At 45.1% G+C, this 14685-nt stretch carries 11 protein-coding genes and 1 tRNA gene; 9 read left to right on the top strand and 3 right to left on the bottom strand.

Going from position 1 to position 14685, the window contains the following annotated elements; all coding sequences use genetic code 11:
- Window positions 1-110 precede the first annotated feature (110 nt).
- The 3 genes from rho (at window position 111) to ACXACS_RS19170 (ending at window position 5755) form a co-directional block, all read left to right on the top strand.
- Window positions 111-1376: a transcription termination factor Rho gene (gene rho, locus ACXACS_RS19180; protein WP_014948094.1), complete on the top strand. Its 1266-nt coding sequence runs from the start codon at window positions 111-113 to the stop codon at window positions 1374-1376.
- 271 nt (window positions 1377-1647) lie between these two features.
- On the top strand, window positions 1648-2916 hold the full coding sequence (locus ACXACS_RS19175; protein ID WP_474809338.1) for an amidohydrolase: 1269 nt from the start codon (window positions 1648-1650) through the stop codon (window positions 2914-2916).
- A 22-nt stretch (window positions 2917-2938) separates the two neighbouring features.
- Complete coding sequence (locus tag ACXACS_RS19170) at window positions 2939-5755, top strand: hybrid sensor histidine kinase/response regulator (protein ID WP_474808987.1); 2817 nt, start codon at window positions 2939-2941, stop codon at window positions 5753-5755.
- Here ACXACS_RS19170 and nhaA read toward each other — a convergent pair.
- Window positions 5717-6991: a Na+/H+ antiporter NhaA gene (gene nhaA, locus ACXACS_RS19165; protein WP_474808985.1), complete on the bottom strand. Its 1275-nt coding sequence runs from the start codon at window positions 6989-6991 to the stop codon at window positions 5717-5719. The two genes, ACXACS_RS19170 and nhaA, sit on opposite strands and share 39 nt — an antisense overlap.
- A gap of 276 nt (window positions 6992-7267) precedes the next feature.
- Here nhaA and purE point away from each other — a divergent pair, with 276 nt between their 5' ends.
- The 6 genes from purE (at window position 7268) to ACXACS_RS19135 (ending at window position 11659) form a co-directional block, all read left to right on the top strand.
- Window positions 7268-7762, top strand: a complete 495-nt coding sequence (gene purE, locus ACXACS_RS19160; RefSeq protein ID WP_474808984.1) for a 5-(carboxyamino)imidazole ribonucleotide mutase — start codon at window positions 7268-7270, stop codon at window positions 7760-7762.
- On the top strand, window positions 7759-8895 hold the full coding sequence (locus tag ACXACS_RS19155; RefSeq protein ID WP_474808983.1) for a 5-(carboxyamino)imidazole ribonucleotide synthase: 1137 nt from the start codon (window positions 7759-7761) through the stop codon (window positions 8893-8895). Before purE ends, ACXACS_RS19155 begins: the two co-directional genes overlap by 4 nt.
- A gap of 60 nt (window positions 8896-8955) precedes the next feature.
- A tRNA-Thr gene (locus tag ACXACS_RS19150) sits at window positions 8956-9031 on the top strand.
- Between the two features lie 66 nt (window positions 9032-9097).
- Window positions 9098-9643 (top strand): copper chaperone PCu(A)C, encoded by a 546-nt coding sequence (locus ACXACS_RS19145; RefSeq protein ID WP_474808981.1) that lies wholly within the window; start codon window positions 9098-9100, stop codon window positions 9641-9643.
- Between the two features lie 185 nt (window positions 9644-9828).
- A complete protein-coding gene (locus ACXACS_RS19140) occupies window positions 9829-10302 on the top strand; it encodes a Dps family protein (protein ID WP_118490413.1) in 474 nt (157 codons plus the stop codon).
- A 187-nt stretch (window positions 10303-10489) separates the two neighbouring features.
- Window positions 10490-11659: a PQQ-dependent sugar dehydrogenase gene (locus tag ACXACS_RS19135; RefSeq protein WP_474808979.1), complete on the top strand. Its 1170-nt coding sequence runs from the start codon at window positions 10490-10492 to the stop codon at window positions 11657-11659.
- 83 nt (window positions 11660-11742) lie between these two features.
- Here the strand turns inward: ACXACS_RS19135 and ACXACS_RS19130 are convergent, their stop codons facing one another.
- Window positions 11743-13851, bottom strand: a complete 2109-nt coding sequence (locus ACXACS_RS19130; protein ID WP_474808978.1) for a S9 family peptidase — start codon at window positions 13849-13851, stop codon at window positions 11743-11745.
- 309 nt (window positions 13852-14160) lie between these two features.
- Window positions 14161-14493, bottom strand: coding sequence for an Mpo1-like protein (locus tag ACXACS_RS19125; protein ID WP_474808976.1), 333 nt, complete (start codon window positions 14491-14493; stop codon window positions 14161-14163).
- Window positions 14494-14685 lie beyond the last annotated feature (192 nt).

Below are 14685 nucleotides of genomic sequence, written 5' to 3'. Positions count from 1 at the left end.
CATCCGAGCAGCATTCTGCTTACGCCCACATCCGGGTGATATCAAATCTAAACTAGAACAGAGTGACTTTAAGTCCTGTAAGCGAAGTTCAAGCACAAAGACCCACCAGTATGAATTTAACTGAATTAAAGAACAAACCAATAAGCGAGTTGGTTAACCTGGCCGAGGAAATGGGCCTGGAAAACATGGCGCGCGCCAGAAAACAAGACATCATTTTCTCAATCCTAAAGACACACGCAAAAAGCGGTGAAGATATCTTTGGTGATGGGGTACTAGAAATTTTACAGGACGGTTTCGGCTTCTTACGCTCAGCTGACTCTTCGTATCTTGCAGGGCCGGACGATATCTATGTATCGCCAAGCCAAATCCGACGCTTCAACTTGCGTACAGGTGATACAATTGCTGGAAAAATTCGTCCACCAAAAGACAGTGAACGATATTTCGCTCTGCTTAAAATTCGCGAAGTTAACTTCGACAAGCCTGAAAATTCACGTAACAAAATCCTTTTCGAAAACCTTACACCGCTTCACGCAGCAGACCGCTTGCGTATGGAACGCGGCAACGGTTCAACGGAAGATATCACGGCTCGTGTACTCGATTTAGCATCGCCAATCGGTAAAGGTCAGCGTGGCCTTATCGTTGCACCACCTAAAGCCGGTAAAACCCTTCTTCTTCAAAACATTGCTCAGTCAATTGCTGCTAACCACCCAGATTGTGAGTTAATGGTATTGCTTATCGACGAGCGTCCAGAAGAAGTAACCGAGATGCACCGCCTTGTTCAGGGTGAAGTTGTTGCATCGACCTTTGATGAACCTGCAAGCCGTCACGTACAAGTGGCAGAAATGGTAATCGAAAAAGCGAAGCGTCTTGTAGAGCATAAAAAAGACGTGGTTATCCTGCTTGACTCAATCACAAGATTGGCGCGAGCGTATAACACGGTAATTCCTTCATCAGGTAAAGTACTTACCGGTGGTGTTGACGCAAACGCACTACATAAGCCTAAGCGCTTCTTCGGTGCTGCACGTAACGTTGAAGAAGGCGGAAGCTTAACCATTATCGCAACAGCGCTAATTGATACCGGCTCTAAGATGGATGAAGTTATCTACGAAGAGTTTAAAGGTACAGGTAACATGGAACTTCACCTTAACCGCAAGATTGCGGAAAAACGTGTATTCCCAGCTATCGACTTTAACCGCTCAGGTACCCGTCGTGAAGAGCTACTTACTGCGCAAGACGAACTACAGAAAATGTGGATCCTTCGCAAAATTGTTCACGAAATGTCTGAAATTGATGCCATGGACTTCCTTATCAGTAAGCTGTCGATGACCAAGACTAACGATGAGTTCTTTGACGCAATGCGTAGACAAAAGAGCTAATCGCGACTTAGCAATAAGTTGATATATACATTAAGGCGCCTCATGGCGCCTTTTTGTTTTCCAGGTTAGTTTGTTTCCCAAATTAGTCAGTGGCTTACCTTATACTTCCGTCTAATATTCACGGCTGCACGAATGGGGTATTTTCAAATGCCTGCTAATTCTTTACTGCAATTGTAGAAGCATTGGTGTGTTCTCCTTTAAGATGATTTACTCTGTCTAAAAACATCAAAGGAAATAAAAGATATGAATCGGAAGTTGCTGTCACTTGTATTTGCCAGGCCTAGCCTCTTTTACAGCTAGCGCTAACCCCATTAACGTTGATGAACTGGCTAACAAAGTAGAGCCAGACGTTATTAAATGGCGCCATCATTTTCATGAGTTTCCAGAACTGTCTAACCGCGAGTTCAAAACCGCTGAGTATGTGGCTGATTACCTTAAAAGCCTAGGCTTACAAGTTCAAACCGGTGTAGCTAAAACCGGGGTGGTAGCAATATTAGACTCTGGCAAGCCTGGCCCTGTTGTTGCCCTACGAGCAGATATGGATGGGCTTCCGGTCAAAGAGCAAAACGACCTAGCATATCGCTCTACGCAAGTAGGCGAGTATAATGGTAAAGAAGTGCCAGTGATGCATGCCTGCGGTCACGATACGCATATGGCTATGCTAATGGGGGCCGCAAAAATCCTTACTGAAATAAAGGGTGAATTAAAGGGTAAAGTGAAATTTATCTTTCAGCCTGCAGAAGAGGGCGCCCCCGCTGGAGAAAAAGGCGGTGCTGAAGTTATGGTGGCAGAAGGCGTATTAAAGAATCCTGACGTCGACGCTATTTTTGGTTTGCATATTAATGCCAACACTGATGTGGGCAAAGTGCGCTATAACGCCGGTGGCACTATGGCCGCAGTAGATCCGTTCAAAATTGTTATTCACGGAAAGCAAGCGCATGGCGCTTATCCGTGGAAAAGCGTAGACCCAGTAGTTACTGCTGCGCAAATGATAATGTCTATTCAAACCATTGTAAGTCGTGAATTAAAACTGATTGACGATGCGGCAGTGGTATCGATTGGCTCAATCCACGGTGGTAATCGCTCTAACATCATTCCAAATGAAGTCGAAATGGTAGGCACTATCCGTACTCTTAACGAAGCCGCTCGCGATCATATTTACGAGTCACTTCCACGTAAAGTAAAAGCGATTGCAGAGAGTATGGGAGCAGAGGCAGAACTCACGTTACCACTAGATTACTATTACCCAATTACGTATAACGACCCAGAGCTTACAAAAGCCATGCTACCTACCATGCAGCGTACCGCTGGCGTCGAAAACACATTGCTTTCTAAGCCGGTAACCGGGGCTGAAGACTTTTCATTTTTCCAGGAGCAAGTTCCAGGCTTATACGTTTGGGTAGGCGGTAAGCCGCTAGATGTATCAGAAGAAGACAGCCCTGCTCATCACACGCCAGAGTTCTACGTTGATGATGAGGGAATGAAGCTGGGTGTGAAGCTACTTACTAACTTTACTTTAGATTATATGGCGCAACACTAACACTGGCGGCTGGAGACATGTGTTGAAAATTGGTAGTAATTCGTTTTCCATTTCATGGTCTCTGGCCTTCCAAGCATTAATTGTTTGTGTGTTGGGGGCAAGTTTAAATGCCCTCTCTCCACCTTTTGACAGCAATGGAATAGCCGCATTTGGTATAGGAGCGGCAGTTTACGCCTCCCTTCGCTTTTCCCCTTTTATTTCAATTCCCATTGGACTTCTAATCAGTCTGCCACTTTGGCTAAACGAAGGCAGCATTGTAGGCAAAGAAAGTCTCACTCTTTTGCCAATAGTACTTAGCTTTTTCGGCTATGATAAATCGCTAAAGCAAGTGATTAAAGTAGGCGCAGGCTTCTGGTCTATCGTCTTTTTACCCATTTTGCTGTTAGAACACTCTCTGTTCGATGATGGCAACGTGAACATGGTGTTCTCTGGTGTTTTAGTTACTTGGGTCAGTGGTGTATTTGGTTTGATCATCGGCCATTTCGCTTACTTAGCTATTTATGGCCTGAAGCGGCAAACTTCTTACAAATCCGAGCGGGTCACGCTTCACTTTCTCTTCGGGTATTTTTTCTCTGGATGCTTTTTTGTTGCTTCTATGGCGGTGATATATCTGTCAGTCAGCTTGTTTCAGCATCAACAAGAGCGGCAAATTTACAGTTATATGGCCCAGCGAGTTAAAGTGCTGGAGTTCCAGCTTTCAAACTTTTTACGTCATCATCAAAATGCTATTACCGCCGCAGCGAAAGTACTTTCTAATAGTGGTTCGGAAAAAAATGCCGAAAACATCGCAGCCAAAAATCTACAAATTGTGGCTTCTCATAACCCTGAATTTTTAACCTTTCTGGTAGCCAATGAAGATGGTGATATTACGCATGCCTATCCACCAAGCATGTTGGAAAAAGCAAAGCGAAATGGGCGGCCCAATGTGTCTTATCGGCCTTATTTTTATGAAGTTATGCAAAGTGGCGTGCCATTTTTATCTAACGTTTTCCAAGGCCGTGGCTTTGGTAACGACCCAATTGTAGCGCTATCTGCGCCTATATTAGATAGCAATGGGGCGCCTAAAGGTATTGTAGAAGGGTCATTATCTCTGAAGAGCTTTCATGCTATTGATAGCCTTAGTCTCGGTGGATTCTCGATGTTAATCGAAGATCAAAAGGGTGAGGTAATTTACGCCTCAGAGGCGTTAGCGTTAAAGCCGTTAACTAAAGCACCGTTTTATTCATGTGAGCCCAAATGTTCCATTGAAGTTGATGATGGTCCTCAAGGTAAGACGTGGCTTAGATTTACCAAGAACATTTCTTTTGCCAATTGGAAGGTTAGCTATTATTTCGACAAACGGCTTTTGATGGCATCAATGAGTAGTTATTTACTCAAAGATTTACTTTTATTGCTGGCTTTATCTGCGTTCGGGACCTTTACAGGCTATGTAGTAGCGAAAATGGTGGGAGCACCCATTCGCCGTCTCGTTCGCTATATTGCAGACTTCGAACCTACACAGCAACAAGGAAAAAAAGCGCCGCAAAGAGCACTCCACATTCAAGAACTATCGTTACTAAGCGATGAGTTTATGCGCTTAGAAACCCGCTTGTCAGGTGCCTTTGATGAGCTTAAGAAAGCGAGAGAGATAGAGCAGGGTCTAAACGTAGAACTTAATGAGTTAAATCAGTCCTTGGAAAAGCGCATAGAGGAAAAGACTGAGCATCTAGCACAAGCGTTAAAAGAAGCTGAAGCTGCTAACGTTGCCAAAACGCAATTTCTCGCCAATATGAGTCACGAGATAAGAACGCCAATGAACGGTATCGTTGGTTCTTGCGAATTGATGTTAGACAACGACCTTCCTGAACATATCGCAGTGAGAGCAAAAACGATTTCTCGTTCAGCTACTAATTTATTGATTATTTTGGACAGTATTTTAGATTGGTCGAAAATTGAATCAGGCAAAATGCTCCGTGATATCCAGCGCTGTGACATTCGTGAATTGCTTGAAGCTTCCTGTGAACTTTATCGCCATACGGCGCAGGTTAAGGGGTACGACATTGCGCTTCATATTAGTGACCATGTACCCCATGCCTTAAACATTGATGCTGGAAAAGTAGCTCAGGTTATTAATAACCTTCTTAGTAACGCGATTAAATTTACCAATGAAGGTCAAGTTTCAGTTGACGTTGATTACGCGCACCAAGGGCTTAAAGTTTCGATACGGGATAGCGGCATCGGTATCGCTCCTGAAAAAATACACCTTATTTTTGAAAAGTTTGAACAAGCTGACACCTCAACCACCCGCCACTTTGGAGGAACCGGTCTAGGCTTGGCCATATCCAAAGGACTGGTTGAGTTGCTCGGCGGCGAACTCTACGTTGAAAGTGAATTGGGTAAGGGAACTAATTTTACCTTCCATATTCCGGCCACTACGAGTAATAGTGATAAGCAGGAGCAACGTAAGACCTCAGCAACACTCCCCAGTGGTCTTCGCGTACTTCTTGCAGAAGATAATGATATAAACGCTGACATCGTGATGGATATGCTTAAATCAGCGAACATCAAATGTATTCGAACCAAGAATGGCAGAGATGCCGTTCAGGCAGAGAAAAAACATGATTTCGATCTAGTTTTAATGGACTGTCAGATGCCCATAATGGATGGATTAGCTGCATCCACACTTATCCGCAAAGAAGGTCGAAATAAAACTAAGATTAAAATTATAGCGCTAACGGCCAACGCATTTGTCGAAGATAAAAATGCCTGCTTAGAAGCAGGCATGAATGCGCATTTAAGTAAGCCTATACGCAAGCAAGTGCTATTTGACTGTATTGCCCGTGAGCTTGCTAGCGTTTGAGGCTACGTCAGTGTCATCACTCGGTGCATCACTTACCAGGCGCAATACAATGTAGCCCAAGCACGCAGACACGAGAGAGCCCGCTAAAATTCCGACCCGCTCATCAAAGATTTGATTAATCCCGGTTTGTTCAAAAGCAAGGCCTCCTATAAACAGACTCATGGTAAAACCAACGCCGCAAAGCAGCGCACAGCCATAAATATGCTTGAAGTTCAGGTCGTCAGGTAACTTTGCTAGTTTCAGCTTTACCATTAAATAGCAAAACCCAAATACACCTATTTGTTTTCCCACAACCAAGCCAAGGAAAATGCCAAAGGTTACAGGGTGAAAAATTCCTTCTGGGCTAATATTGCCAAAACTAATGCCCGCATTAGCAAAGGCGAACAAAGGCAAAATGGCAAAACTTACAGAACTATTTAAACCGTGCTCAAGTCGAGTTACTGGAGAGTATGACGGGTCTTTTTGATCTCGCATGGGAATAAAACTAGCCAGTACCACACCGGCTAACGTCGCGTGCACACCCGACTTCAGCATAGCTACCCATAAAATGAGGCCTACAAAAACATAGGCTGGAATATCCACCACATTTCGCTTGTTCATTTGCCATAACAGCAACAAGCATCCAGCGGCCATGTATAATGCGCCAGCTGTAATGTTGTCGGTGTAGAACAAAGCAATAATTACAATAGCGCCAATGTCGTCGATGATGGCTAGCGTAACTAAAAACACTTTTAGGCTAGTAGGTACTCTACTACCAAGTAGCGCCAAAATACCCAACGCAAAGGCAATGTCTGTGGCAGCGGGAATGGCCCACCCTGCAATCGCCACTGGGTTATCCCAGTTTATACCTACATAGATTAATGCTGGCAGTGCCATACCGCCCACGGCACCAGCAGCAGGTAGAATAATATCTCTAGGGTTTGCTAGCTCACCTTCACAAACTTCCCGTTTAAGCTCTAGGCCTACGTGAAAGAAAAAGACTGCCATCAAGCCATCGTTAATCCATAGCAGCAATGGTTTATCAATAGCCCACGACCCAGCGGATATTTGAACTGGCATGCTGATTAAATGGTCGTAAAGGGTATCTAATGGGGAATTGGCAATAATGAGTGCGAGTATTGTCGCTGCCATCAGCAAAATACCGGGAGCAGCCTCGCGGTTTAAGAAATCAGAGACCACGTCCTGCACTTCTTCTATGACTTCGTCAAGTACGTCGGGTTCATGCTTATCTGTCATCAATAACCTCTTGCGCCATTTAACTACTAACACCGCAAAGCTTATAACGTAGCGGTTGCTAATCCGTGTTATACGGCAGTTTTTCTTCACAAATTAATTATAGTTAATACGGGTTATTAGGTTTAGATAGATCACCGGTCAAGGTAGAGTGCTTTTATTCGCTCGTACTCTATAGCACTATATTTCACGCCATTTACGGTGGGATTTTGAACGGTTTTAAGCTACAATCGCGGCCTTTCCAAGGTTGTCCATTTTACCTACTCCGAGGATCTCTAGATGGCAAAAGTCGCGATTGTAATGGGTTCAACTTCAGACTGGCCTACCATGCAGCAGGCCGCAAAAATGCTGAAGTCGTTTGGTGTTGAATTTGAAGCGAAGGTGGTGTCGGCACATCGTACACCTAACTTGCTAGTAGAGTTTGCTGAAGGCGCTGCCGATGAAGGTTTTAGCGCAATAATTGCTGGCGCGGGCGGCGCAGCACACTTGCCGGGAATGATTGCCGCACACACCCATCTGCCGGTGTTTGGTTGCCCGGTGAAATCAAAAGCGCTCAACGGGTTAGATTCATTGCTTTCTATCGTTCAAATGCCGAAAGGCGTAGCAGTAGGCACATTAGCCATTGGTGAAGCTGGTGCAGCAAATGCAGGTCTACTGGCGGCGCAAGTCGTTGCGCTGCAAGAGAAGAGTGTGCGAGAAGCTGTTATCGCTTTTAGAAAGTCTCAGACTGAGACCGTACTTGCTTCAAGTAACACATTGGAGCTAGATGAATGAGAGTAGTTGTTTACGGCGCAGGCCAACTTGCTCAAATGATGTACTTAGCGGGAAGCCCGTTAGGTATTGAGGTTCAAGCTGTGGACGTAAACAACGATACCGTTGTACATCCAGTTAGCAAAACCCCACTCGATACACCACTAGCGCAAGCGCTAGAAGACGCCGATGCGTTAACGGTAGAGTTTGAGCATGTACCTGAAAGATTGCTTGAAGAAGCGGCTAAAACTAACAAGTTGATGCCGAATATCGACAGTATTCTAGTTGGTGCCGACCGCGTACGCGAGAAAAAGCTTCTCGAAAGCATGAAGGTTGCAAACTGTGATCACCAGATAGTGACCGACCTTGCTCAGTTAGATGATTGCGTAAAACAGCTTGGTAGCAAACTTATTCTTAAAGCGAGCCGCGATGGCTACGACGGTTACGGACAGTGGCGTTTAAGTGATGAAGCTGATTTGCCAGCGCTAAGAAGCTCGCTACAAGGCTTGGACTTAGAAAACGTGCCATTAGTGGTAGAAAAAATGGTGGCATTCGATAGAGAGCTGTCTTTAATCGGTGTACGCAATGCTAATGGCGACGTGAGAACCTATCCACTTGCTGAAAATCTGCATCACCAAGGTCAGCTTCATGTGTCGGTCGCGCCTGCGACTCGTGTAGATGACGCTCTTCAGGCTCAAGCTCACGATATTTTCGTGAAACTAGCTGAGGGTATGGACTACATAGGCGTGCTGGCAGTGGAGTTATTCCAAGTTGGCGATAAACTGCTTGTAAATGAACTTGCGCCGCGTGTACATAACTCTGGGCATTGGAGCCAGTCAGGCGCGGTCACCAGTCAATTTGAGAATCACTTGCGTGCTGTTTGCGGCTTGCCTCTTGGCGATACGTCAGCTATTGGTCCAAGTGCTATGGTTAACATCATTGGATGCAGCAGCTTTTCTCGAGACCTGCTAAGTATTGATGGAAGTCACCTGCATTGGTACGGAAAGTCTGTTCGTGAAAAACGCAAAATGGGACACATCAATGTCACCACTAATAGTTATGAAAGTTTAGGTGAAAAGCTCATGGCATTGAGCAAATATTTACCACTTGAGTACTTCCCGAAATTAGTTGGTGAAGCAACGCGATTAAAAGGTTGACTCCCACGCGTTTATCGCTAGAATACGCATCCGCTGTCTAGGCAGCGGTTTTTAAAGTGTGCCGACTTAGCTCAGTTGGTAGAGCAACTGACTTGTAATCAGTAGGTCGCCAGTTCGATTCCGGCAGTCGGCACCATTTTTCTTTTTTCCTATGCCAAACTTACGTACACTTGCTTACGAATACTCATTCGGAGCAGACTGTATGTCACTTTTTTCCAAATCACTTAAACCGTTAGTTATCGTTACTGGCTTATTTTCTTTAAGCTTGTCTGGGACTATTTCTGCCCATGGCAATGATCATGATAACCACCACAAGCCAGAAGAGCAGCACAAGCACGCCAGTAAGCAAACTGACGTTATGGTGATGAATGGTTACGCCAGAGCAACCTTTGCCTTGGCAAAAACCGGCGCAGTGTACTTTACTTTACATAATCAAAGTAAAAGCGACAAAACACTGATATCTGTTTCAGTACCCCAAGATATAGCAAGTGAAGCGCAAATTCACACAACGGTGATGCAAGAAGATGTCATGAAAATGCGTGAGCTAACTGAAGGCGTCAAAGTAGAAGCGGGCGAGATGGTCGCTTTTGAACCAGGTGGCCGTCACATCATGTTGATGGGGCTGACTAAGGGATTGGAAGAGGGCAGTGAAGTAGTGCTAACCCTCACATTTAGCGATGCAAGCGAGCTGGAGGTTTCGCTACCGGTTAAAAAAGAAGCGGGCGAAGGTCACCATCACCACCATTAATACAGCATGAGGCAGAATGGATAAAGTCATCGATTAATACGATGAAAGCAATTAACTAAACCGTTAATCTAAATCAATATTTCTGTAGTACTATTAACTTATATTATCAAGACCTAGATTTTTGATGGCCAAGAAACTGGTTGAACGAAAATCTCAAAAAGGGTTTCAACGTTAAGGAGTGTGACATGAGCAAGATTGATATTGGTATTTCTGAAAGCGATCGTAACGCAGTAGCAGAAGGCCTGAAAAAGCTATTGGCCGATTCTTACACTTTGTACCTTCAAACGCATAACTTCCACTGGAATGTAGAAGGACCGCAGTTCCGTGAATTGCATCTTATGTTTGAAGAACACTACACAGAGCTTGCCGAAGCGGTAGATGAAATTGCAGAACGTATTCGTACTTTAGGTGTTTCAGCACCGGGCACATATAAGTCATTTGCTGAACTTAGTTCAATTGAAGAAGTTGAAGGTGTGCCTGAGGCCAACGAAATGGTTCGCTTACTGACTCATGGTCATGAGCAAGTAGTGAAAACGTGCCGCGAATCATTAAAGTTAGCGCAAGATGCTGACGATGAATCATCTGCAGCGCTAATTGGTGATCGCATGCGTGTTCACGAGAAAACAGCGTGGATGCTTCGCGCAACGCTTCCAAAATAAATACTGCGACGTGGTGAAGGTGGTTCGCGTCATTTAGACGACAAACTAACTTTATCGCATTAGCGAGTAAAACTATCAAAAAGGGTACAGCAGCGCTGTACCCTTTTTTGTATACTGCTATAACTTAAAAAATAATAGAAGAAGTCTGTGCAACCAAACACAGCTTCTGTAGAAGAGGCTTCTAACGATGAAACCAGCAGTTATTTCCAAACCTGTAAGCATACTAGCGCGTTCAGTAGTATGTGCGATGGCGCTAGCAGTAAGTCAATTTGCCCTAGCTCATGGCGATCACAAGCATGACGAAGACCATGAAATCACCGACAGCGATATAACCGTAACCACGTTTGCTGAAGGTTTAGTACATCCATGGGGCATGGTGTTTTTACCTGATGGCGACTTGCTGGTAACCGAACGAGCGGGTGGTATCCAACGTTTGTCTAAAGACGGTAAATTGTCAGGGCGTCTAAATAACGTACCAGAAGTGGTCGCGCAGAACCAAGGTGGTATGTTAGACATTACCATCGACCCAGACTTTGCCAGCAACAACACGATTTATTTCTGTTACAGCAAAGCGAGTGAGACAGAAGGCAAACCTGGCAGTAGCAGTAGTGTTGCAAAAGCCACGCTTACTAGTTCGGGCCTTGAAAATGTTGACGTTATTTTTAGTGCCGACTCTATTGTCGATAACGGCTTTCACTTTGGCTGTCGCTTAGCATTCGATGCTAAAAAGCACTTATACGTCACCATGGGCGACCGCTATAAGTATATGAAAGAAGCGCAGAACACCGATAACCATTTTGGTAAAATTGTGCGTATTAACCGTGACGGCAGCGCAGTAGAAGATAACCCTTTTACCGATGGCAATGCCCCTGAAATATTCAGCTATGGTCACCGCAACGTGCAAGGCGTCACTATTCACCCTGAAACTGGCGCAGTTTGGGCAATGGAACACGGCCCCAAAGGCGGTGATGAAATTAATATCCTAGAGCGCGGTGCGAACTACGGTTGGCCAGAGATTACTTATGGCGTTGATTACAGCGGCGATATTATCAGCGATAAAACTCATATGGATGGTATGAAGCAGCCTTGGTTGTACTGGAACCCGTCCATTGCACCAAGCGGCCTAACCTTCTATCAAGGCGACATGTTTAAAGAGTGGAAAGGCGATATATTAGTGGGTTCTTTAAAATTTACCCACCTTCGCCGTATCAAGGTAGAAGATGGAAAGCCTAGTGAGCAGTTTGAATATGTTCGAGGCAATCACGACCGCATCCGCGACGTAGAAGTGGGGCCAGATGGTGCCATTTACTTACTGACCGACGCCTCTAATGGCAAAGTAGTGAAGCTGACCAAATAAGGTCGATGATAAAAAAGGTAGGCGCCATTTCATTCACTGAAGGGCGCCTTTTTTCTTAAAAAGAACTGTGAGTTTAAAACGATTTATTCGCTGTCGATGTCTTTCTTGTAGCGTTCAAACCACGCCACAATATTCCCCACTTTTTGAATTAATCGCGAAGGGCGGCTTGCTATACCGTGTGACGCGCCTGGAATTCGTACCATAGCCGCATCCACACCTTGCAGTTTCAACGCTTGATAGTATTGCTCGGTCTCACTGATGGGAGTGCGGTGATCGGCTTCGCCAGTAAGCAGCATGGTTGGCGTAACTACGTTGCCCACTAAGCTCAAAGGACTGCGTTGCCAGAGTTTATCCGCAATATTCCATGGCATATCAGCCATCCAATATTGGCTAAAATAAGGATACGCATCGGCGGTCAAGGAAAAGCTCATCCAATTAATAACCGGCTTTGCCACAACGGCTGCACTAAAGCGATCAGTTTTACCAATGGACCAGGCGGTAAGTGTACCGCCGCCTGAGCCACCAGTAATAAACAAGTTCTCTGAATCTACATAGCCTTGGCCAACAACCGCATCTACCACGTCCATCAAGTCGTTGTAGTCTTCTGACGGATAGTTATGGTGGATAAAATTACCAAAGTCTTCACCGTAAGAGCTACTGCCCCTTGGGTTAGCCCATACCACAACATAACCTTGCGCGGCCATTAGCTGAATTTCCATAGCAAAATGAGGGCCGTAGGCAGCATGAGGACCGCCGTGAATTTCTAGTATCAGCGGGTATTTTTTGCTGCTATCGAACCCTGGGGGCAATGCAATCCATGCGTCGATAGGTAACTCGTCAACACTTGATACGACGGAAAGGTCTTGCACCTCTGCCAAGGTCTTATGGCCAAGTGCGTCGTTATTTAAATCGGTAAGCTGTGTGTCGTCTTTACCTTTTCTGTAAAGCGCCAAGTCACCAGGCATGGTGCGGCTGGCAGTGGTATAAACGATGTCACCTTTGTCACTAACGGCAAAGTCGCCCGACGTGTAAGGGCGTCCAAAGGCCTGACCGCCAACACTCACGTCGATAGTTTTTACATCACCTTTAAGGTTCACTGTAGCAAGCTTAGTCTCGCCATGATCAAGGTAAGAGAAAACTAATCCGCGACTGTCTTTACGCCACGTGAACTTACCTAAGCTTCTATCTAGCGATGTTGTTAAGCGGGTAATATCACCACTTTTAAGTTCTAGTACAACGAGGTCACCGTTTTGATATGAAAGCTTTCTGTCGTTAAGCTGAGTAAACGCAAGGTACTTACCGTCGGGGCTCAAGGTTGGCCTTCCTTCAGGCCCCTCCATATCGGTAACTTGTTCAACTGCCGCTGTGCTTACGTTTACTTTGTAGATATCGCCAGACAATGGGTGTAGCGCATAGTCTTCTCGCTGCGGTGTGGCGAAATAAATCCAGTCATTGTTTCTAGAAAAGGCAAGGGTACCGCCGCTTGGAAATTTCCCCGTTGTTAACTGTCGCGGCGTGCCGCCTTCAACAGGCAGAACAAATATCTGGTCAAAGCCTTCACGCAAGTAGCCTCTGCCGTCACCTCTATACTGCACCGCATCAATATAGGTGCCCTGGTCAGCCCACTTTGCTCCTTTAGGTTTGCTCGGCATGCCGGTAAACAATGGCTTTTGCTTTTCTTCGGTAAACTGTGTGAAGGCTAAGGTTTTGCTGTCATGAGACCAGGTTAACTGACGAGGTGCTTCGCTGGTGTTGGTCAAGCGCACAGACTGCATGGTATCTAAGTAATAGAGATGGATTTGTGCGCGGCCGTTGACCGATTTTGTAAATGCCACCATTTTACCGTTGGGCGATAAGGTAGCCTGTGACAAGTTTTCGTCCACCCCAATAAACGGGCGATGTTCACCGGATTTAATGTTTACCTGCCACAATCGGCTTTGTCTTCCGTCAGTCATGATATCCATGCTTTGACGAGAATAAATAACCGTTTCCTTATCGAGGAATTGAGGGTTAGTGACAAACTCTAAGTTAAAGGTATCTTCATACGTTAGCGCATTTACGCTACCTGAATCAGAGTCAGAGTTTTGCAATGCACTAGCTTGGCTCATGCCTAAAACCAAAAGTGATAACGCTGTCGAGGTAGCTAATAAACCTTGTTGTATAGGGCGAAGGGGGAAACGAGACACAAACATGTTTGTTCCTTTTGTTATTCTTTTTGCGCTATGCGCGATAGGCGGCGTTTTTCAAGGTAATGTGTTCGCAGTCGTGTTCTTAACGTTAACGCTAGGGTTAATTTAGTAAACTGCGAACCTTAATCTCAACCATATCGCTTTCGTTTCCATTATGTAAAGGTTGTGCGGTGAAGGGTGTGGATTGTCCGTTAAAAATGCGAATTGCTGCATGTATCGCAGCACATTACGCAATGTATAACAACGGGGGCGCTAACAGCGGGTGTTATCGTTATTACCGCACGGGTAGCCCTTGTGTAACTTTCCTGAGCCTTATTCGCCTTTAAGACTAATTTTGCCCACCAGAATATCTTTAAACATGACCCAATCGCCCATCAAACTATAAAGGGGGTGTTTAAATGTAGCGGGACGATTTTTCTCAAAAAAGAAATGACCTACCCAAGCGAAGCCATAACCTACTAGCGGAATAAACCACAGTAGCGACCAGCTCGCCATAAATACCGCTAGCGCTATAACGCTAAGTACTAGCCAAGAGCCGATAAAATGAAGCGTGCGGCATGTGCCGTCTTTATGCTCATTTAAATAAAATGGGTAAAACTCTTTGAACGAAGCAAACTGAGTGTCTGTGCTGGTTTGTGTAGTCATAAAACCTTCTTAGCCAAATCTTATAGAAATTAGGTGGCTTAATAATAAAGTATCTCAATAGAGAAGTTTTACACCACATTAACATTCCTTGAAGGTAGAGATTGTCGTGAAAGCGACAAAGGCGAAATGACCGCTATTACAAAAAAAGGGTATGCCGCTCGTTTCGGAGCTAAAGATAACCTCCAATAGCCT

Source organism: Alteromonas sp. AWM4_230 (assembly GCF_056158305.1).
Note: the sequence above shows the minus strand (reverse complement) of the source record. Positions and strands in the feature narration are given on the sequence as shown.